Consider the following 23337-nt stretch of genomic DNA (forward strand, 5'->3'; position numbering starts at 1 on the left):
CTTGGTCGGGTTGCAAACTTATAAATCACACAATCTTTTTTCATTGCCCTCTTTGAGCATTTGTTTCTCATTCCGGTTTGCCTTTTTTTCTCATCTTAGTCATATACTCCGACGGCAGCATGTTGAATTTTGCTTTGAATGATTTTGCAAAATAGGTAGGCGTTGAGAATCCAACAGAGTATGCTACTTCCGCAATAGTCAACTCAGTTTTCTCCAGCAACTGTGCTGCTTTGTCAAGTTTAACAGAACGTATAAATTCAACCGGCGTTTGTCCCGTTAGCTCGAGCAATTTGCTATAGAGAGTACTTCTGCTCATGCCAACATGTCGACTTAGTGTTTCAACAGATAGTTGGGTGTCGGTGAGGTTATCTTCAATATAGAAAACGATTTTTTGAATTAGCTTATCAGTTGATGATTCTACTTCAACTTTTGGCGTAAGCACTTCAATTCTTTTTGTATAAGTATTCTTTAATGAATCATTTAAAGCCAACAGGTTTTTGATCTTGGCATTCAACACTTCAAAATTAAATGGCTTTGTGATATAGTCGCTTGCCCCTGTTTTCAAACCTTTGATTTGATTTTTTTCTTCCGTTAAGGCCGTCAAAAGTATTACAGGTATATGGCTGGTTCTTTTGTCTGCTTTAATTTTATTACACAATTGAATGCCATCCATGTGTGGCATGCTGATGTCGCTAACAATAAGACTTGGATGTATGGATAATGCTTTCTGCCAGCCTTCTAACCCGTTTGTAGCTTCAATAACTTTGTATTTTAAGCGCAGGTTTTCTTTAAGATAAAATCGGAAATCATCGTTATCTTCTACAAGCAGTATAGATGGTATAATTGATCCGTCATACGCTAATGCTTCTTCAACTCTCTCTTCATCTGGTTCTGGAGTATCTGATGCGGGTTCAACAGATGAAGCCTGTTCTTGCTGTTCTTCGACTTGGTCAGGTACTATTAACTCTGTATATGGAATCCGAATGATGAATGTACTTCCTTTCTCGGGCACGCTTTCTACAGCTATTGTGCCGCCATGCATTCTTACAAATTCTTTAGTGATAGATAGCCCGATCCCTGAGCCTTGGTTAAGAATAGAAGCGGCTGTAGTATTCTGAAAAAAGCGTTCGAAAATTACTTCTTGTTTATCGTATGGTATTCCAATTCCGGTGTCGTGAACCTTCATTGAAATAAGTGCGTCGGAATTGTTGTGGTTGCTTTCATGCTTTTCTATTTCAAGCTTGATAGTTCCTCCTTCAAGTGTAAATTTGAATGCATTTGATAGGAGATTGAATAATATACGTTCTGTTTTATCATGATCAAAAACCGTATAAAACTTTTCAACATTCGTTGAGAAAGAGAAATTGATTTTCTTTCTTTCAGACAGATCAAGGAAAGAGTCAAATACTTCTTTTAAAAAGAAAATCAGATCGCCTTCTTTTGTCTGCAATTTCAATTCCTGTTCTTCCATCTTACGGAAGTCGAGCAGTTGGTTTACCAGGTTCAACAATCGTTTGCCATTGCGTTTGATCATATTCAACTGTACCTGGAAAGCATTATTCTTTTCCTGCGCAATAAGATTATCTACAGGACCAAGTATCAGAGAGATTGGCGTACGGAATTCATGGCTGAGGTTTGTCAGGAACTTTAACTTTAATTGATCCAGTTCATGAATTCGTTCCGCTTCTTTGCGTTCCTGCTCTGCATGGAAGCTTTCCTGCTCAAGTATATACTTACGTCTGATTTTTTCAATACCTCTGTGCCGGAAATAGATAAGCCCTCCCACAACGATCAGCGTATATAATATGTACGCATAAATTGTTCGCCAAAATGGGGGATGTACATTTATCTTAATAGATGTTCCTTCTTTATTCCATACGCCATTATTGTTACTTGCCCTTACCCGGAAAATGTATTGTCCGGGAGATATATTTGTATACGATACTGTTGATGCATTGCCGATATTGATCCAGTCCTTATCAAACCCCTCCAGCTTGTATTCATATTGATTTTGTTCAGGAGCTGTATAATTTAAACCCACAAAACTTAAAGCAAAGTTTTGTTTGTGATCAAGATTTATTTCATTGGCAGTAATAATATTTTCTTTTATGGGGCCGTGTTCAGAAGGAACTACCGACCTGTTAGAAATTTTAAGGTCAGTAATTATTACAGGTGGTACAGTTTTATTCTTTTGCAGATTTGAAGGATTGAAATAGTTGAAGCCTTCGAGTCCTCCAAAAAACAAATCCCCGTTTCTTAACCTCAACCCTGATCCAAGAATAAACGTATTATGCTGAATGCCGTTGTGATAACTGTAATTGTTGATTTTTTTTGTTTGTGTATCAAAGCTGGTCAGCCCTTTATTTGTGCTGATCCAAAGAAGACCATTACTATCTTCAATTATTTTGTAAATATTATTATTGTTTAGTCCGTCTTTTTCTGAATAGGAAATAAACTGATTAGTCTTCCCGTTAAATAATCCCAAGCCCCCGCCAAACGTACCAGCCCATACATTTCCATGCATGTCTTCTAATAATGTAAGAACTTTATCGTTGGGTAATTTGCTGTTATAAGTTGTGTAGATTGTAAATTTTCTTGAAGAAGGATTATAAACCGCAATTCCTCCACCGTGGGTGGCAATCCAGATGTCGCCATTTTTAGTTTCTACAATATCACGTATGTATCCATTGATGGGTAGGCTGATGTCATTTGATAACGTTGGGTTGGGTGTTAGTTTAAATAGTACTCTATTGTCACTACTTAAAACAATAATGCCATCCCCATTGGTGCCTATCCATCGGTTGCCTTTTCTATCTTCTTTAATGCAATAGATATGGTTTGAATTAATATCGGTAGTTTTTGTTCCCTGCAACAGCTGTTCATATCTACCGGAAGATTGATCATAAACAAAATATCCATCACCAAAAGTGCCAATCAATAATTGATCATTCCTCGCCATTGTTAACGTTATGATCGAAAGCCGTTTTCCCTCCGGACGCCTTGACTTGATATTGATTTGCTGAAATAATTTTGTTTCAGGATCAAACAAACTAAGGCCACCATCATCTGTACCCACAAAAACTTTTCCGTCTTTTGTTTCTGCAAAAGATGTAACGATAGGAGAATTCAACCCTTGTTTGTCAAATGGGTTGCTCTGTACTAAATTAAAAAGCGTAAGATTCTTATCATACTTGCTCACCCCGCCCAGAAAAGTACCGATCCAACAAATACCTTCTTTGGCAACATAAGCACAACGAATACTGTTGCTTGAAAGGCCATTTTTATTTCGGGGGTCAAAAGTGTAGCCAGTAAAATGTTTTGTTTTGGTATCAAGTATATTCAGGCCTTTTGATGTACCGATCCACAGTTTACTTGACTCGTCAGTAACTAATGAATAAATGACGTTGCTGTTGATTGTTTGCCGGGTTCCTTCGATATGTTTAAACCTCGTAAATTCTTTTCCATTCCCGTTCAGGATATTCAATCCATCGTTTGTGCCGATCCATATATTGCCGGCTTTGTCTTCCGTAATTGAAAGCACATGATTGTTGCTTAAACTTGCCGGATCATTTGCGGAATAAAGAAATGGCGTGAGGGTGTTTGTTTCTCTTATATATTGGAACAAGCCTGCAGAAGTTCCAATCCACATCCTGTGTTTGCTGTCTTCAAAAAGAATATTACAATGTTGTTTAAAACGAGACCGGTTACCGGTAGTAAAATCAGAGATGCGCTGAGTTTTTTTATCCATAATACTTATGCCATCATAATGACCGATCCATAAATTCCCCTGGAAGTCGGTGCAGAGGCTCAGTATTACATTATTTCGAATGGCATTTTCAGCAGGTTTAGACGGAAAGTTGAAGAAGGCATCTTTTTTTCGGTTGTATAAACTAAGGGAGCCGCTGCTTGTACCAACCCATAAATCACCCTCCTTATCCTCATGAAGCGATAAAATTTCGTTGGCTTGGAGGCTTGTAGAATCAGTTTGCTTGTTTCTATAAACTTTAATGTTGGCTCCGTCGAACCTGTTTAAACCATCGTCGGTGGCAAACCACATAAACCCATACCTGTCTTTTATTATCGCATTTACATTATTTGAAGACAGACCATCTTTGGTAGTCAGGGTGGTAAAATTAATATCCTCTTGTGCTGTGGCAATTGACAGCCAGGTAAACAAACATATGCAGGAAAGTAAGAGAGCCTTATTTTTTGACATTTGGAAGCAGCAAGCAATTGATTTAATGGTTACACAAAAAAGCAGTAATGCTACTGCAACTCACGGTTTTTCTAATATACGATCATTTCTTTCGTAAGACATCTTTGACGTTCGTTCCTTGTAATCCTTTTGCTTGAATTGAAAGAAGATTTCTGTTCTGTCAAAATGCTGCTTGGTAGTAGAATTTTGAATACCTGCACTTATAATCTGAAACAAAACCTTCTCCAAATCTGAATGCAAAACGCATCCTGAAATAGCACTATTAAATTCAATTCAAATAAGTGATTACAACTGCTAATGTAAAACTAGTTTTTAGAATAATCATCAATCCTTAAAAATAGTCAAAAATGCAACTAATTGATAATCAATCAATCTAATCGGTTGCATAAAATCACAATTGAACATTTGTTCTATAAGTTTCAACAAATGAGCCAGCTCAGGATATATTCAAAAATTAGCTTTGATTCATTAGAAATTTTTTATGCAATGATGACAAGCTTGAACATTCGCTGTTGAATTGCTTGAAGAATTTTTGAAAATGTATGATGGTAGGTAACGCAAAAACAAAGGAGCAAAACAAAATATTTGAATTCATTGTAAAAGCCAGATTTTGACCGCATTCATACGATTGTTTAGTTAACCCATATACCAAATATGAATTAACTGCTTTGGAATTAACATAGAATTTCTGTGTGGTGCCATTGTATGTAATTCAGGATTACCACTACTGATTGCCATATGGAAGAGATAAAAGATTTGCAACGCCAGTTTGCCGTGCATGAGGACATGAAGGCATATAAAGAACTATATATGCTCCTGTTTGATGGCCTTCATCGATTTTCATATTCCCTCGTTAAGTCCCGTGAAGGTGCAGAAGAGATTGTTTCCGATTCATTTATTAAGTTATGGCAGATAAGGGGCCAGCTGCATTGCATTGATAATCTCAAGGGTTATCTCTATACTACTACACGAAATCTTTCGCTTAATTACCTGGCAAAAAAATTAAGAGACCCTCTTTACTATTTAAACGATATAGACTTAGAAACGGTTATTGAATTCAATACCCCGGAAGATCTGTTTATTTCAAATGAAACAATAAAAGGAATCGAGCAGGCCGTACATGGGCTTCCTCCACAATGCAAAATGGTTTTTCAGCTTGTAAGAGAGCAAGGATTAAAATACAAAGAAGTAGCCACTGAATTGAATATTTCTGTTTTCACAGTACGCAATCAAATGACCATTGCTAATAAAAAAATTGGAGATGCACTGTCGTACGGTGCTACTCGCCGGTTTGGAATAGCGGTTACTACTTAGAGGCAGGTGTCCATCACAAAGGCTAACAGAGTTTAGTATAAGTGGTTGTAGTGCCGTTCATTCATCAGTTTTTGCTCTTTGTAATAGTAAAAGTTCTTTTAATAATGTTTAAAACGTCTTTGGTACATTTTCAAATCTCTGTTGTCTATTCTAACAGGGGGCTCCTACTGTTTTGAAATCAACGACTTTGATAATAGTTCGGCCAAAGAAACAAAGCAAAACAGGTAAAAAAATGAGACTCAATACATCTTCTGAATTACAATTCTGATTTTTTAAATCGCATGATGATGATAGAAAAGTTAGATAACGAGCAAGAAGAGGGTTCAGATCAAAGAAAAGAACAGGCTTACAAAAAACACCTTAAACGATTGATCAACCATATATCCATCGCTCCGGATCAATCTGACACAGAGAACGAAAAAGTTGAACCGGGAAGGGGTGAAAAGAAAACGGCAACACAAGAAGATAATAAGCCTGGATCAAATGGATCTATCGCAATGTTCGTCTTTTTATGTTTTTGGTTATAACGAATTTAAAACAAGAGAGAGAAAAATAACATCGATTGCAACTACTTCCTAAATAAAAAACCATTGAGCATTCAGCAAAGAATGTTTGATTATTAATGAAATCAAAGCTTTCTATAAATTAAAAAAATCAAGTATGAAATGCGTGGCCAAAAACTCGCTGCAAAAGCTAATAATTGCTCTTTTCTGCATTTTATTGACGGGAGTACCGGTGACGGCACAAGAAAATTCCCGAACGGTTTCAGGCTCAATTAAAGATTCATCTGGTGTTGTTCTTTCCGGTGCTACCGTAAAGGTAAAAGGCACAGCTATTGCAACCACTTCAGATGCGTCAGGCAATTTCAAAATAACTGTTCCCACAAAAAGTAGAACGCTTGTGATAAGTTATGTTGGAATGGAAGAAATGGAAATTACTGTAGCTGAACAAAGTATTATAGAAGTAAGGTTGGGCGTTGCCCGATCTACCTTGGAAGACGTTGTTGTGGTGGGTTACGGAAGGCAGAAGAAAGAGAGTGTGGTGGCAGCCATCAGTCAAACTACCGGCAAGGTGCTGCAACGGGCGGGAGGTGTGTCAAATATTGGTGCTGCACTCACCGGCAATGTGCCTGGCGTTATAACCGTACAGGGAACAGGTGTACCAGGTGGCGAGGATCCCACCATTTATATCAGGGGGCAGGGTACGTGGAATAGTTCAAGTCCTTTGGTGTTAGTAGATGGAATCGAACGTCCGATGAATGGTGTTGATATTGGCTCTGTTGAAAGTGTTTCTATTTTAAAAGATGCATCGGCCACTGCGGTGTTTGGTGTAAAGGGCGCCAATGGTGTTATTCTTATTACTACTAAAAGAGGTGTTGAAGGTAAGGCGAACATAAATTTCACCTATAACTCTACAATGAAGATGCCTTCCCGTCTTCCGCAGAAATATGATGCTTACGATGCGTTACAAATTCGCAATATGGCGATCGAGCGGGAATTAGCAATCAGTCCCGCATCATGGGCGGACTACACCCCCCAGGCAATAATTAATAAATATCGTTTTCCCGCAAATGAGCAGGAGGCACAACGGTATCCCAATATTGACTGGCAAGAGGAGTCGCTAAAAAAACTGGCCTGGGCTCAAAATGCTAACGTCAATATTTCAGGCGGATCCGGGTTTGTAAAATATTTTACTTCAGTTGATGTGCTTCACGAAGGCGACATTATGAAAATACCGGACAATGGTAAAGGTTATAAGACGGGATTTTTTTATGACAGGTTAAACATTCGTGCAAATCTCGATTTCAAATTAACAAAGACCACGAACCTTTCAGTAAACCTGGCCGGGCTACACGGAAACAAACAGAATTCACGTAGCGGTTTTGAGTATTCGTGGTACCAGGGCATATATGGGAATGCACCTGATCTTTTTTATCCTAAATACAGCGACGGTTCTTACGGTTATTATCCGCTCGACCCGGTTTCAACCAATAACCCTGCCCTGATACTTGGAAACAATGGTGTTTTGAATACCAAGACCACCCAAATGTCAACCGATTTTGTGCTTAACCAGGACCTAAGCTTTTTGATCAAAAACCTTAGCTTCAGAGGCTCTTATTCGCTTGATAATACTTTTGTTGCAAACGGGGGAATAACTGACCCTGCAGCTCCAAATGCGGTTACTAAATGGATCAACCCAGTTACCGGGGAAGTTTTATATGGAAATACGGCAGGAGCAAACCAGTTTGACTTTGTACTACCGCAGTGGGCAGGAGCATCTGATGTATTTAACAATGGGGGAACAAGGAGACAGAAGGTGTATCAACTGCAACTAAACCATTCCGCTAAAATAGGCAGGCACAATATTACAGCAATGGGCTTATTCATGCGTAACGAAAATGCTACAGGTAGCAATTTCGCAAATTATCGTGAGGATTGGGTCGGCAGGGTTACTTACAATTTTGCCAGCAGGTATTTTGCTGAATTTAACGGAGCATACAATGGCTCACAAAAGTTTGGCCCCGATTACAGGTTCGACTTTTTTCCTTCGGCAGCAATTGGATGGACAATAACGAATGAAAAATTCATGAACAAACTTCCATGGGTATCGTCTCTTAAACTCCGTGGTTCTTATGGTTTGGTAGGAAATGATAATGTAGGTGATAATTTTCTGTATGTGACGCAGTGGGGCTATGGAGGACAAACCCGCATGGGTGATAACAATGCCGCCAGCCCGTATGTAAATTACAGAGAGAGGACGATCGGCAACCCAAATGTACATTGGGAAACAGTGGCTAAGACAAATATCGGTTTAGACTTTTCAATATTCAGAGGACTTTTTGAAGGTACTGTTGAACTGTATAAAGATCATCGCACAGACGTTCTAATAAATGGTAACCAACGGGCAGTACCTGCCTATTACGGAGGTACTCCGCCAATTTCCAATCTTGGTGAGACAGTGGTAAAGGGATATGAAGTGGAACTCAAGTTTAATAAAAGGTTTAAAAGGAATATGCGCATATGGGTGAACACCGCAATGACCTACGCCAAGGATGAGGTAATTGATCGGGACGATCCCCAATTGCTGGATGCATATCGTAAACAGGCGGGATACCAGATCGGGCAGGCGAGGTCTTATATTCGTACAGGGTACTATAATACATGGGATGAAGTGTACGGCAGCGGTATTTTAAATGAAAACGACAATAACAAAATGCCCGGGAACTTCAACCTCGTTGACTTTAATGGCGATGGAAGAATTGATGAGGCGGATATTGTGCCATTCGCATACCCGGCGAGACCTCAAAATACATATACCGCTACTTTAGGTTTCGACTACAAGCGTTTAACCGTGATGATTCAATTCTATGCGGTAAATAATGTAACACGGGAACTCACTCAAACGAATTTCAATGCAAAGCTGAATTCTGTTTACAAGCAGGGAGATTATTGGTCAAAAGATAATACCGATGCTCAATCTCCTTTACCCAGATGGAAATCGTTACGATCTAACAGCGCTTATGGAGATTTTTTCCTATATGATGGTTCTTATGTACGTTTAAAGACAGCAGAAGTAGCTTATACTGTTGATCCGTTATGGTTAAAAAAGACAGGAATTCAATCGATGCGATTATTTATTAACGGAAACAATCTTTTTTTCTGGAGTAAAATGCCTGACGATCGTGAAGCAAACATCGGCAACGGCAATACTTCGGGACAGGGCGCTTATCCAACTGTTCGCCGCATCAATTTTGGTTTCAATCTTAGTTTATAAACGATTAAAAGTTGAATATGAAAAAGTCAATAAAAATAACTTTATCTGTGGCTGTACTGTTCGCAGTTTTAGCAACAGTATCTTGTAAGCGATATCTCGACAGGCCATTGGAAGCCACAATCACGGAAAAAGATGTTTTTCTGAATTTCCGGAGTTTCCAGGGGTTTACCGAAGAGTTACACAATTGCCTTCCTGATATGTCAAAGGCTACCTGGAACAGTGAGTGGAATACGGGAGATGATGTACTGTCAACTACGAATGCAAACTACAGGCTGAACGCTGAATTTGATAATGGTAATTACAGGGCCTGGCAAACCGGTGGTGGTGGCTGGGACAATAGCTGGCTCGACGATAATGGCGCCGGTGCCGATAATCTTGGGAATAACCATCAACGTAAGGGACTATGGCCTTTAGCGTGGTATGGAATTCGAAAAGCAAACCTTGGCCTGGCTAATATCGATAAAATGGTGAATGCCACACAGGAAGAACGAGATGTTATTAAAGGACAGCTGTTGTTTTTCCGTGGGTTTTTCCATTTCCAGTTAATGAGCTTTTGGGGAGGGCTTCCTTATATTGATACAGTGCTGTCAAGCAGTGCAAAATTAGAGTTGCCAAGGCTCAACTATCGCCAGACATCTCTTAAGGCTGCGAAAGATTTCGAGGATGCTGCGGCCTTACTGCCCTCTAATTGGGACAATACGGCCGTTGGACAGTTGACCCTCGGAAATAACCAGCAGCGTATAACCAAAGTTGCGGCGCTTGGATTCAAGGGTAAAACTTTGTTGTATGCAGCGAGCCCTATGATGAATGAACAATCAACCGGTTCGGCCAGTTATGACCAGGCATTGTGCAAAGACGCTGCTGATGCTTTTGCCCGTGCTCTGAAAATTTCATCAGAACCTGGCGGTAGTGGAGAAGCTTATTATAAGTTAATACCATGGGCCAATTATACCGACATTCTTTTTACAATATCATCTTATGGAAAATACCCCGGTTATCCGGAGGTTATTGTTAGCCCGCCTGCTTATAGTCCGGGACCGGGCGGAGCATCCAGATGGTCACTAGTTAACATGTTTATACCCCCACCACTGGGCGGTGAAGCCGGTATATCATCACCTGCAGCTAACTATGTTAACTATTTTGGAATGGCGAACGGACTTCCCCTTGATGCAGCAGGGTCGGGCTACAATCCTGCAGATCCATGGACAGGCAGAGACCCTCGTTTTTATAAAGACATTACTTATGATGGTGTGCAAATGATCCGTGGTACCGGGAATGCCGCTTATAAATATGCCAATCTGTTTAATGGCGGCAACTTACGCATTGATGCCAGTGCAAGTCGCTCCGGATATCTCATTCGTCGATTTGTAACAGATGGCTGTAATAATACCGACAATGAATGGAACAATCTCAACATTATAATTCCCTATCTCCGTTTAGGAGATGTTTACCTCATGTATTCTGAGGCAGTATTGCATGGCTATGGCACCCCTCAAAGCAGTGCTCCGGGTTATCTAACTGCAATAGAGGCTGTAAATAAAATCAGAACACGGGCAGGAGTTCCCGGGGTAGATGCGAGATACACCGGCACTAAAGATGCTTTTATGGAAGAGCTTATGCGGGAACGGGCTGTTGAACTTGCTTTTGAAGGTTTGCGCTGGCATGATCTGCGCAGATGGAAGGTAGCCGATCAGAAAAAATATACTGAAAAAACTGTCATCGACTTTGACCGTGGACCAAACGGCAAGCCCATCAACCTTAGAGAAAGGGTGGTAGTTACACGAGTGTTTGAAAAGAAACATAACTGGCTTCCATTACCAACTAACCAGGTAAATATTTATCCGGCCTTCGGGCAAAATCCGGGCTGGTAAAGCGGTTGGTGGTACTACTGTCTGGATGAGCGAGTATTGAAATAAAAATTTCTAAGCCTTTAAAACGAAAGAAGTGAATTGTAAAACGAAATTAATGAAGTGTATAAAAATATGCATGGCATACTGTGCTATTTTCCTGTGCTTTTCAACGGTATTAAAAGCACAGGAGGTGAGCCAGGTTACCGTCACGTCAATTGTGCACGATGAAAAAGGGGCGCCTGTTTCGGGGGTTCTTGTGGCGGGTAACGGAGGCAAAACCACAGCTTATACTGATAACACCGGTAAATTTTCAATCACGGTTCCGGCAAACTCTGTTGTGATACTAAACGCTAAAGGCTATAAAATGCTGACGTTGCGGGCTGCGGCAATACCTCCGAGAATCGGGATGGCGGCGGAGAGTGGAGAGAAAGAAGTTTACATGCCTTTTGGACAAATAGACAAACAGGATCTTCCCGGGGCCATAAGCGTACTTAACCCAGGAACCTATATCGACCGTGATTTTAGTCTTTCAGTTGAAGGCGGAATGAATGGCAGGGTAGCAGGTCTGTTATGGAGCAACAATATCTGGGGCATGGAAAATGCCATGGTTATGATCGATGGAGTTCGCCGTGAATTTTCGGATATCACTTTTAACGAAATACAACAGATATCTGTTTTAAAAGGAGTAAATGCTGCTGCCCTCTATGGTAGCCAGGCGGCCAAAGGCATTATTTTCATTACCACAAAGAAAGGTGAAGCGAATACACCTAAAATAGGATTAAGAATTAATTCCGGAGTTGCATTGCCCAGTGATCTTCCCAGCTATCTGAATTCGGCTGATTATATGAATTTATATAATGAAGCACGCCGTAATGATGGCCTCGCAGATTTTTTTACACAAGCTACTATTCAAAATCATCGCACTGGTAATTCATTTCGTTTCCCTAGTGTGGATTATTACTCATCACAATACCTGAAAAGATACCAGAATGCTACAAATGCGAACGCTGAATTTTCGGGTGGAAATAATAATGCACGATTCTATTCAAACGTCGGTTTTGCAAACAGTTCAACGTTATTGAATTTAGGTGAGGGTAAAAATGAAAACGACAACCGTTTAAATGTAAGGGGTAATATTGACCTTAAACTCAATGATAAGATTTCAAGCTCGGTGTATGTTTCTGCCGTTTTTAGCGAAAGCCGCAGGGCACGTGGCAACTATTGGAGCAATGCGGCTACATTGTTGCCCAACAGGTTTAGCCCTCTAATTCCTATAGATTTAATATCTCCAAACGACAAAACTTCTCTTGGTTTAGTGGCTGCAAGCCGTAACCTGATTGATGGTAGATACTTATTAGGCGGGTTACAAAGTTTTCAAACAAATCCGATAGCTGACTTGTATGTTGGCGGATATGATAAGAACATCAGGCGTATATTCCAGGTAACCAATGAAATTAATGCCGATCTCAACTCGGTGTTACGGGGATTGTCTTTTCACACATTATTCAATTTAGATTATTCCAATTCCTACCTGCAGTCAATCAGCAACACTTATGCTGTGTACGATCCTATCTGGAGCGCTACTTCCGATTCTTTGTCTCTGACCACGGCTCGTAAATATGGAGAGGATGCCCGCCCAGGTACGCAAAATATCAATAATACGGCGCAAAGGCAGAACGTTGCTTTCTCCTCCTGGTTTGGTTATGACAGGACCATAAACAATGTTCATAATGTTTCAGCTAAGTTGTTAGGTTATATGTCGAAAATTACGGTGAATGATATCTACCAGCAAATTACTAACTCCCATTTAGGATTACAGGTTGGCTACAACTACAAACACAAGTATTGGGCCGACTTTACCGGCACTTATGCCAACTCAACACGGTTGCCGGAAGGTAACCGCACAGGTTTCTCTCCAAGCGGAAGCCTTGGATGGTTACTTAGTTCGGAGAATTTCCTGGCGCATTCCAAGGTGGTCAATTATTTAAAGCTATCAGCATCTGCAGGTATTCTAAATACTGATCTTGATATGACCAGAAACAACCTCGATGCTTTCTTTATTTATGATAATACGTACAACAGGGGCGCAGGTTATACATGGAATGATGGTTTAACGGGTTCTTCTAATCAGGCTACTACCGCTGCTTGGGGACCTAATCCTAACCTGTCATTTCCAAAGAGAAAAGAGGTGAATCTAAGTTTAGAAGGGTCTTTTTTCAATAATCTTATTTCGCTTCAGACTACTGTATTCAAAATGCAGATGGCAGGTCTTCCCACACAGCGTTTTTCACAGTATCCAAATTATCTCAGCACGTTCGTCCCCTACACAAACTACAACACAAATCAGCGTAGCGGGTTCGACCTTATGTTGAATGTAAACAAGAAGGTTGGAAATGTAGAATTCAGCTTGGGAACAAATCTTACCTATGCTAATTCAAAGGTTACAAAACGTGATGAACTTTTTCTCGATCCTTATCAAAACCGGGCAGGTAAACCTGTAGATGCAATCTTTGGGCTTGTAAGCAATGGCTTTTTCATGGATCAAAATGATATAAGCACCAGCCCCAGACAATTATTCGGTACAGCATTAACACCAGGGGATATTAAGTACAAAGATCAAAACGGAGATAACATTATTGATAGCCGGGATGAAGTGATGATCGGTCGTTTTATTGCGCCGTTCAGTTATGGAATTAACTTAAATATCACTTACAACGCTTTTAATTTGTTTGTACTTGGTACCGGAAATAATGGAGGATACGGTTTAACAAATAACAACTACTATTGGGTAAGCGGCGATCTCAAGTATTCGGAGGTTGTACTTAACAGGTGGACACAAGCCACAAAAACCACTGCCACATATCCACGCTTAAGTTCGCAGCAAAGCGCCAATAATTTCCGCAGTTCTGATTTTTGGTTGTACAACACAAACCGTTTTAATCTCAGCAAGGTGCAGTTGACTTACAATCTTCCGAAAAAGGTATCGGCTAAATTATTTGTCAAAGATTTACTGGTCTATGTTTCCGGGGCCAACTTGTACACGTTCGCTCAAAATCGTAAAATTTTGGAGTTGTCAATTGCCAGCACCCCTCAATTCAGAAATTATAACATAGGAATCAGGGCCAATTTTTAAAGTATGATCTCCCATAAAAAAATGATAAACATGTGTAAAAAATTAATGCTACTTGTTATACTATGCATAGCGTTTGCGGGGTGTAAAAAAATACTTAACCCCAATGACGATAATCACCGTTTGTTCGGAGAAATTTATGGTGACCCTTTTTTTGCAGAGGGGATACTGATGAATGCTTACACAAGGCTCCCCACGAATGGTTATTCTTTTAACGAAGTAGCTACTGACGATGCGGTAACGAATGATAAATTCAGTCCATTACTTAATATGGCAACCGGATCGTGGTCGGCAGCCAACAACCCGGTTGATCAATGGAACAACTCATTTACAGCCATTCTGTATTTGAATCTTTTTCTTCGTGAGGTTGACAGTGTGAACTGGGCTCCTTCGAGTAAGAATGTGCGCACTTTGTTTACAGACCGTTTGAAAGGAGAAAGTTATGGTTTACGGGCACTGTTTATGCTCAATCTTCTGCAGGCTCATGCAGGATACGCAGCAGGCGGAGAACTACTTGGCGTACCTATTATTACCGAAGCGCTTGATGCTAATTCTGATTTTAAAAAACCACGTAATACATTTGACCAGTGCATGCAGCAGATAGCGGCTGATCTTGCTGAGGCAGACAAATATTTGCCTCTCGATTATGTCAACATTAGTTCCAATGCACAACTCCCGGCAAAGTACAGCAGCATGGTATTTGGAGACTATAACCGTGTGTTCGGCAATTTTAACAGGCAACGTATCTCCGGCCGGATTTTAAAAGCAATAAGAGCTAAAGCTGCACTACTTGCGGCAAGTCCGGCATATAATCCACAGTCTACTTCAACCAAATGGGAAAGTGCAGCAAATTTTGCGGGTGAAGTTCTTACGTTAAATGGAGGCATTTCCGGGTTAGATCCTCAGGGGGCAGTGTTTTACAGCCAAACTGCTGCTGTTCCCGGTAATACAACTGTTAATACAATTAATCTTGCGAATGGTATCGACCAAAAAGAAATGTTATGGAGAGGTAATATTGTCAATACAAACAATTTAGAAAGAGACAATTTTCCACCTACTCTTTTTGGAAACGGCAGGGTAAACCCAACACAAAATCTTGTGGATGCATTCCCCATGGCAAATGGTTATCCAATCACCGATCCTGCCAGCGGCTATGTTGCAACAAACCCTTATGCTAATCGTGATCCACGTTTGAGGAATTATATTGTGTTTAATGGTAGTACGATGAAAAATTCTTCTACTTTCATTTGGACAAAAACTGATAATCCAACCAATGACGCTGTCAACTTTATTCCTACGTCAACCAGAACAGGTTATTACATGAGAAAGCTGTTAAGGGAAGACGTCAATGCAAACCCTTCATCCCTTTCAACGCAGAAGCACTATCCTGTGCATATCAGGTATACGGAGATGTTTTTAATTTATGCAGAAGCAGCAAACGAAGCATGGGGACCAGACGGGATGGGTACTTTCGGATTCTCGCCCCGAACTGTAATTGCTGCTATTCGTAAAAGAGCAGGAATTGCGCAGCCGGATAACTACCTGGCATCAATCTCCACCAAGGAAGACATGCGTAAATTAATTCGAAATGAAAGAAGACTTGAATTAAGTTTCGAAGGTTTCCGTTTCTGGGATCTGCGTCGCTGGAAAGAAAACCTCACTGAGCCGGCAAAAGGTGTAACGATCAATAATAATTTGTTTACCATACAGGCTGTCGAAAACAGACAGTATACAGATAACATGTATCATGGACCTATTCCGTTAACCGAGGCTTTGAAAGCCAACCTTCAACAAAACAAAGGGTGGTAACACCGATCTATCATTATTAATGCATAATAAATATGAAACGAGTTATTGTACTATCCTTTAGTTTATTTCTGGTACTTGCTGCCTGTAATAAAAAATGGGAGTTCCCGGATTATAAGTATACAACAGTGTATTTTCCCTATCAATCACCGGTAAGAACGATTGTGTTTGGAGAGGATATCATTGACAATACATTGGATAACCAACGCAAATGTTTAATCATGGCTGCGATGGGTGGTGTGTATGAAAACAAAAAAGACATCACTATAAATGTAGCGGTAGATAACACCTTAGCACAAAGGCTTCGGTTTGGTTCTGCAAGCGGAAGTGATGTTATTGCCATGCCGGATAATTATTACGTATTGCCGCAAGAAAAAAAGATTTTTATCCCATCAGGTAAAGTAATGGGCGGCATTGAAGTGCAGTTAACAGATGCGTTTTTTGCAGATCCACGTGCAATAAGAAATACATTTGTTATTCCTTTGAAAATTCTTTCTGTTACCAATGCAGATTCTGTTTTGAGAGGCTCTTCCACAAAGACAACTCCTGATCCACGCTTTGCAGGCGATTGGGCTGTTGTTCCAAAAGATTATGTTCTGTATGCTGTTAAATACGTGAATCCTTTTCATGGTGCTTACTTACGCAGAGGTGTTGATGAAGTAAAGGGAAATAATGGCAATACAGCATTAGATACTACGGTAGTCTATCACAAAACTTATGTTGAGCAAGACGAAGTGTGCAACCTCTTTACTAAGTCAATGACGCAAGACTCTATTTCCCTGAACGCTAAGAATAAAGGTAATATCAATGCGCCTTTTCAGTTAGTACTGAATTTTGATAATACCGGCAAGTGTACAGTTGCAGGACCGGCTTCAGCCAGCTACACGGTTTCCGGCAATGGCACATTTGTTAAAAAGGGCGATATGTGGGGTAATCAAAAACGAGATGTATTGCATCTGAAATATCAAGTCGATTTTGGAACAACAGTACACAACTTTACAGATACGTTGGTGCTGCGTGACAGGGGAGTAAAATTTGAAACGTTCGCTCCTGTCGTGTACTAAAAAATATTCGAAAGCAGAATTAACAGATCCTTGTTTCTATTGCAAGGGGCAATAGAGCGGTTGGCATTTTGCATATAAATTCTATTCAGAACAAAACAATTTCACAAAAAAGCATGCGCACAAAGTATTTAAATATTCTCTTCGTTGTTTTCGGCGGCATTACATTCTTGAATTGCAGCAGTGTTCAGAAAACAACAGGCGCATCAGGCACACCTTCGCTGAAAGCAGCTTTTAAAGATGATTTCTTCATCGGCACTGCATTGAATAATGCACAGATTGAAGAGAAAATTCCCGGTGCAGCTGTTTTAGTTCCCCAACAGTTTAATGCAGTTACACCTGAGAATATCATGAAAGCTGAGGTGATGCACCCGGAATGGAACAGATATAATTTTGACCTTTCTGACAAACTGGTTGCTTATGCTAAAAAGCACAATATTATTGTGAATGCGCATACGTTGATCTGGCATAGTCAATTGCCGCAATTTGTCCGTCGCATAAAAGATGCAGATTCAGTTCGTCTTTTTTTGAAAGAACATATCAACACAATTGCTGGCAGGTACGAGGGTCAGGTGTATTCATGGGATGTAGTGAATGAAGCGTTGAATGAAGATGGCACCATGCGTAAATCTATTTTCCTTGACAAGTTGGGAGATGATTTTGTAACAGAAGCTTTTCGCCTGGCGCAAAATGCCGCACCCAAAACAAAGCTTTATTACAACGATTATAATATTGAACAACCTAAAAAAAGAGCAGGTGCTATAGCGCTCATTAAAAAAATACAAGCTGCAGGTGTACGCATCGATGGTGTGGGTATTCAAGGGCACTGGCATGTCAAAAACATTCCGTTGAAAGATATTGAGGAAAGTATTCTTGAGTTTTCTGCTTTGGGCATTGATGTCATGTTCACGGAACTTGATGTAAGTGTATTACCCAATCCACGTGATATAGTTGGTGCAGATGTTAATCAACGTGCCGAATACGAAGCAAAACTGAACCCGTATACTGCGGGGTTGCCAGATTCTGTGCAGACATCGCTAGCCAAAGGGTATGAAGATATTTTCCGTTTGTTTTTAAAACACAAGAATAAGATCGGTCGTGTTACTTTTTGGGGTGTAGATGACGGGCAATCATGGCTGAATGGTTTTCCTATTCGTGGCAGAACCAATTATCCGCTACTCTTCGACAAAGAGTTTAAACCTAAGCCAGCTTACTATAAGGTGATGGAATTAAAAAACAAGAATAAATAAATCATTCGATATTTTATAGATCAGTGAGAGATGAACTCGACTATAAAGAAATATCTTTTCTCATATAGCAAATAGTAATCGTTAAACAACGTCCGCCGTTTCCACAGCGGACTTTCCATTGGTTACATTCTGATGGTGATTGTGTGAGTCGTTCGTTATCAAAATTGAAAAAAGCATAAACAGAACAGTATGAAATTGAGCGAATGTCGTGTTATAGGATTAATCAGTTTGTTTTTATTACATGTTGTGTTTGTATGTGGTCAGAAAGATGATCGTGATTCATCTGTTTATTACGATCAGGTTAAAACTTACGTTAATCCTGTATTACCCGGCGATCATCCCGATCCTACAATGTTGAAAGTAGGCGATGATTTTTATCATTGTGGTTCCAGTTTTCATTTTACGCCATACTTGCCCATCTATCATTCAAAAGACATGGTGCATTGGCAGGTCATCAGCAGGGTAGTTCCACCATCGAAAGGAACATGGGTAACAGATCGTCCGTCGGCAGGTATTTGGCAAGGTGCTATCACTTATTTCTATGGTTCTTACTGGATTTATTTTTCTGCAAACGGACAGTGGTTCAGTAAAGCTGATTCACCCGTTGGTCCATGGAGTGATGCTGTTGAAGTAAAAACAAACCCTGTTACAGGACCGTTGGGTTATGATAATTCCATTTTCGTTGATGATGACGGCAAACCTTACATGGTAATTAAAAACGGGCAAAAGGTAAACCGCATTCAGGCGCTTGGCCGAGACGGGCAGTTAACCGACACCGTTATTAATCTTGATTGGGTAAATGCAAAGTTGCAATACAGTTGGGCAGAAGGGCCTGTGATGTGCAAGCGCAATGGGTATTATTATTATTTCCCTGCAGGTGATGTTTCAGGGGGACAATATGTAATGAGAGGAAAATCATTAACAAGTGATTCAACACAATGGGAGCGGCTTGGCGAATTCTTTAAACCAATCAGTGATCCGAATGTCGGCTTTCGTCGTCCCAATCATATTTCTGCTCCAATACAATTAGCAGATGGAACATGGTGGACCATTGGACAGAGTTATGAAAGATATGGGAATGATGATTGGTCTGGCAAGGGTCGGCAAAGTTCACTTTATCCTGTTATTTGGGAAGGTGATCGTCCATGGGGTATGGCACCAACAACACAACCAGTTGCAAAACCAAACCTTCCAAAATCAGGTATTGCATGGAGAAGTGTACACAGCGATTATTTTGAAAAAGATACACTTGGTTTATGGTGGCATTTCTTAACGAAGAACGATGCGGCAAATTTCTCGTTAAATACTAGAAAAGATTGGTTGCGTCTTACTCCTGATAGTGGCAGAACAAGTTTAGTGCAAAAGGAAACTGATCACTATTATTCGGCTGTAACAAAAGTTGATTTAAATGCATCTGCTACTGAGAATAAAGCTGGCCTTTTTTTATCAAACGGAAATCAAAAAGTATTTGTGCGGTTGTATACCGGCTATGATAATGGTAAACAGATCATTTTTGAATTTGATTCGGCAGTTCGCAAATTGCCAAATACGATTGGCAATACAGTTTGGTTAAAAGTTGAACGCAACCTGCATAAGTTAAAAGGATATTTCAGCAGCAATGGGAAAGATTGGATTGCTGTTGGAGAACCAATCAGTACTGTTAATCTTGATAAAGTACAACCAAATTATAACTCATGGGTGGGTACAAGTGTAGGTTTGTTTGCAGAGGGAAAGCCCGCCGATTTTGATTTCTTTATTTGTAAAGATGGTTTTTCAAAATTACCTGCTGTTGGTTACAGCAACTATTTTGGAACTGAGAAAACCGGAACAGTAACTGACGCTGCTGTTACAAATACGTCAACTAATGGCGGTTGGTTTATGCTGTCGGGAATTGAGTTAGGTAATGGAACAAACCAGGCAGCACAAATTGAGATCGTGGCATCGGCCATAAAAAATGGTAGTGTGGAAGTTTGGATCGATGATTTAAAGACAGGTAAATTAATAGCTACAGTGCCTGTTGCTTCAACCGGTAATAAAACCAATTGGAAAGCGTTTACGAAGTCACTTAAAAATATAAAAGGTAAACACGATCTGTTTATCAAATTTCAAGCGGGAAGTGATCATTCTATTTTTATTAATAGTATTCGTTTCCTGAGCAGGTAAGTTTTAGAGTAATTGAGTAGATTAGATCATTCGCAGTTCTGCTCAATTTCATTTAAAAAAACAGTTGGTCATGAAGAATTTTCTGGCAGTCATTTTATTAGTGGTTTCTTCTGTTTGCTCAGCACAAAACAAAAATGATTTAAAACTTTGGTATAATACACCGGCAGGTAAAACATGGGAGAATGCTTTGCCAATAGGTAATGGAATATTAGGTGCCATGGTTTATGGCAATGTAACTACTGAAACAATTCAGTTGAATGAGCATACACTATGGAGCGGAGGCCCGAACAGGAATGATAATCCGCTTGCAAAGGATTCGTTAGCTGAAATACGCAGACTAATCTTTGAAGGCAAACAAAAAGAAGCAGAACGTTTAGCCAATAAAGTTATCATCAGTAAAAAATCGCATGGACAGATGTTTTTGCCTGCTGGTGAATTACAGCTTCGGTTTGAAGGTCACGATAACTACAGTAACTATTACCGTGAACTTGATATTGAAAAAGCAATTGCAAAAACAACTTACAGTGTAAACGGGATCAACTATACACGAGAAGTAATAGCTTCTTTTCCTGATCGTGTCATAGTAATGCATCTAACCGCCAGTAAACCCAGCAGTATTTCATTCACCGCTTTTTATTCATCTGTTCTTCCATATGCACAACGAAAGATCAATGCCGGAAAACAATTGACCATCGCCGGAACAACGGTTGATCATGAAGGTGTAAAAGGAATGCTTCGATACAAAGGCATTTCAGAAATAAAAACAGAGGGCGGTACTTCTACCGCAACAGATACATCCATCAATATCAAAAATGCAACAGCCGTTACCATCTATATTTCCATTGCTACCAGTTTTAATAACTATAATGATGTAAGCGGAAATGAAAACGAACGTGCGGCTACTTATCTCAACAAAGCAGTTGCAAAATCATTCTTACAGATCAAGCCATTGCATGTTGCAGCGTATAAAAAATATTTCAATCGTGTAAAGATCGATCTTGGAACAACGGATGCAGCAACTCATCCAACCAATGAACGGTTGAAGAATTTTAATATCGCCAACGATCCGCAGTTTGTTGCATTGTATTATCAGTTTGGTCGTTACTTACTGATCTCTTCTTCGCAACCCGGCGGACAGCCTGCTAACCTGCAAGGTATCTGGAATAACAAAATCCGTCCACCATGGGACAGTAAGTATACCATTAACATCAATACTGAGATGAATTATTGGCCGGCAGAAAAAACAAATCTATCGGAGTTGCATGAGCCGTTGTTGCAGATGGTGAAAGAGTTATCAGTAACAGGTGTGCAAACAGCAAAAGACATGTATGGTGCAAGAGGCTGGATGGCGCATCACAACACCGATATCTGGCGAGCAACAGGTGCAGTAGATGGCGCTTTCTGGGGCGCATGGGCCAATGGTGGAGGTTGGCTTAGTTTACATTTGTGGGAACATTATTTGTACAATGGGAATAGAACATTTCTGGCAACTGCATATCCAGTGTTAAAAGGAGCTGCGTTGTTTTATATTGATTTTTTAGTTGAGCATCCAACAAAAAAGTGGTTAGTGATGAACCCGGATATGTCGCCGGAGAATGCACCCAAAGCACATCAGGGTTCTTCGCTTGATGCAGGAACAACCATGACGAATCAGATTGTGTTTGATGTGTTCAGTTCAACGATACGTGCTGCAGAAATTTTAAAGAAGGACAACGCATTTGTTGATACGCTGAAAAAAATGCGAGCCCGTTTGGCGCCAATGCATATTGGTCAGCATGGACAGTTGCAGGAATGGCTGGATGATATTGATGATCCCAACGATAAGCATCGGCATATTTCTCACCTGTATGGTTTGTTTCCATCGAACCAGATCTCAGCATACCGCACTCCGGAATTACATCATGCAGCAAAAATTACTTTGTTACATCGTGGTGATATTTCAACAGGATGGAGTATGGGTTGGAAAGTAAACTGGTGGGCAAAAATGCTTGATGGAGATCATGCGTTTCAACTCATCAAAAATCAACTCACACCGGTTGGTACCAATGAAGGTGGCGGTGGTACATACAATAATCTGTTTGATGCGCATGCACCTTTCCAGATCGATGGAAATTTTGGCTGCACATCAGGTATTACGGAAATGCTGATGCAAAGTGATGACGGTGCTATTCATTTGCTTCCAGCTTTACCCACCGTTTGGAAAAATGGCGGAAGCATTACCGGTTTACGTGCAAGAGGTGGTTTTGAAATTGTGCGGATGGAATGGAAAAACGGAAAGGTTGTAAAAGCAGTGATCAAATCAACCTTGGGTGGTAATTTGAGAGTGCGTGTACCTAATCAACTAAAAGCAGCCTGGGGTGCAGCATTCAAAAATGCTGTTGGCGAAAACAGCAATCCTTTTTATGCAACAGAACTAAGCAAAGAACCTGTAGTTTCTGAAAATGCAACTCTTGCACCAGTTGTGTTAAGTAAAACATTTTTATATGATATCACTACAAAACCAGGACAAATTGTAACAATGACAACCGAATGAATTTAGAACCTGAAAGACTGTGTTGTGTAATATTTTCCGCTGTGGTTTTTTGGAAGTTTAAGATGGGTGGGCAGGGTAACTTGTAGCAGTTTAACAAACTTCAACCACCAACGAAAATTGCTTGACTTCTTCATAAACTGCCGCAACTGTTGCTGGCAAGCTTGCCACCTGACACAGTCTGTAAAGTCGAAAATTCATAACCGGCAGTCAAGCCGAGTGAAAACCTCCGGTATTGATCTA

Annotated in this window: 11 protein-coding genes; 10 read left to right on the forward strand and 1 reads right to left on the reverse strand. The window is 40.2% G+C overall.

What is annotated here, in order from left to right; genetic code table 11:
- Positions 1-67: 67 nt before the first annotated feature.
- Entirely contained in the window at positions 68-4216 is a 4149-nt protein-coding gene (locus WG954_RS13190) for a hybrid sensor histidine kinase/response regulator transcription factor (protein ID WP_340437078.1), read from the reverse strand.
- 738 nt (positions 4217-4954) lie between these two features.
- On the opposite strand from WG954_RS13190, the gene WG954_RS13195 reads away from it, so the two are divergent.
- The 10 genes from WG954_RS13195 to WG954_RS13240 all read left to right on the forward strand — a co-directional run bounded on the left by WG954_RS13195 (position 4955) and on the right by WG954_RS13240 (position 23097).
- On the forward strand, positions 4955-5530 hold the full coding sequence (locus tag WG954_RS13195) for an RNA polymerase sigma-70 factor (RefSeq protein WP_340437079.1): 576 nt from the start codon (positions 4955-4957) through the stop codon (positions 5528-5530).
- A 281-nt stretch (positions 5531-5811) separates the two neighbouring features.
- On the forward strand, positions 5812-6057 hold the full coding sequence (locus WG954_RS13200) for a hypothetical protein (RefSeq protein WP_340437080.1): 246 nt from the start codon (positions 5812-5814) through the stop codon (positions 6055-6057).
- 133 nt (positions 6058-6190) lie between these two features.
- Positions 6191-9304, forward strand: a complete 3114-nt coding sequence (locus WG954_RS13205; protein WP_340437081.1) for a SusC/RagA family TonB-linked outer membrane protein — start codon at positions 6191-6193, stop codon at positions 9302-9304.
- Between the two features lie 17 nt (positions 9305-9321).
- On the forward strand, positions 9322-11175 hold the full coding sequence (locus WG954_RS13210; protein ID WP_340437082.1) for a RagB/SusD family nutrient uptake outer membrane protein: 1854 nt from the start codon (positions 9322-9324) through the stop codon (positions 11173-11175).
- Between the two features lie 115 nt (positions 11176-11290).
- Positions 11291-14287 carry a SusC/RagA family TonB-linked outer membrane protein gene (locus WG954_RS13215; protein WP_340437083.1) on the forward strand — a complete coding sequence of 999 codons (2997 nt, stop codon included), beginning with the start codon at positions 11291-11293 and terminating at the stop codon, positions 14285-14287.
- Between the two features lie 30 nt (positions 14288-14317).
- Positions 14318-16093 carry a RagB/SusD family nutrient uptake outer membrane protein gene (locus WG954_RS13220; protein ID WP_340437084.1) on the forward strand — a complete coding sequence of 592 codons (1776 nt, stop codon included), beginning with the start codon at positions 14318-14320 and terminating at the stop codon, positions 16091-16093.
- A gap of 32 nt (positions 16094-16125) precedes the next feature.
- Positions 16126-17154, forward strand: a complete 1029-nt coding sequence (locus WG954_RS13225) for a DUF5627 domain-containing protein (protein WP_340437085.1) — start codon at positions 16126-16128, stop codon at positions 17152-17154.
- A gap of 113 nt (positions 17155-17267) precedes the next feature.
- Positions 17268-18401, forward strand: a complete 1134-nt coding sequence (locus WG954_RS13230; RefSeq protein WP_340437086.1) for an endo-1,4-beta-xylanase — start codon at positions 17268-17270, stop codon at positions 18399-18401.
- A gap of 189 nt (positions 18402-18590) precedes the next feature.
- On the forward strand, positions 18591-20564 hold the full coding sequence (locus tag WG954_RS13235; protein ID WP_340437087.1) for a family 43 glycosylhydrolase: 1974 nt from the start codon (positions 18591-18593) through the stop codon (positions 20562-20564).
- 70 nt (positions 20565-20634) lie between these two features.
- A complete protein-coding gene (locus tag WG954_RS13240) occupies positions 20635-23097 on the forward strand; it encodes a glycoside hydrolase family 95 protein (RefSeq protein WP_340437088.1) in 2463 nt (820 codons plus the stop codon).
- Positions 23098-23337: the final 240 nt, after the last annotated feature.

It is taken from the genome of Lacibacter sp. H375 (assembly GCF_037892425.1).
Taxonomy (GTDB): Bacteria; Bacteroidota; Bacteroidia; order Chitinophagales; family Chitinophagaceae; genus Lacibacter.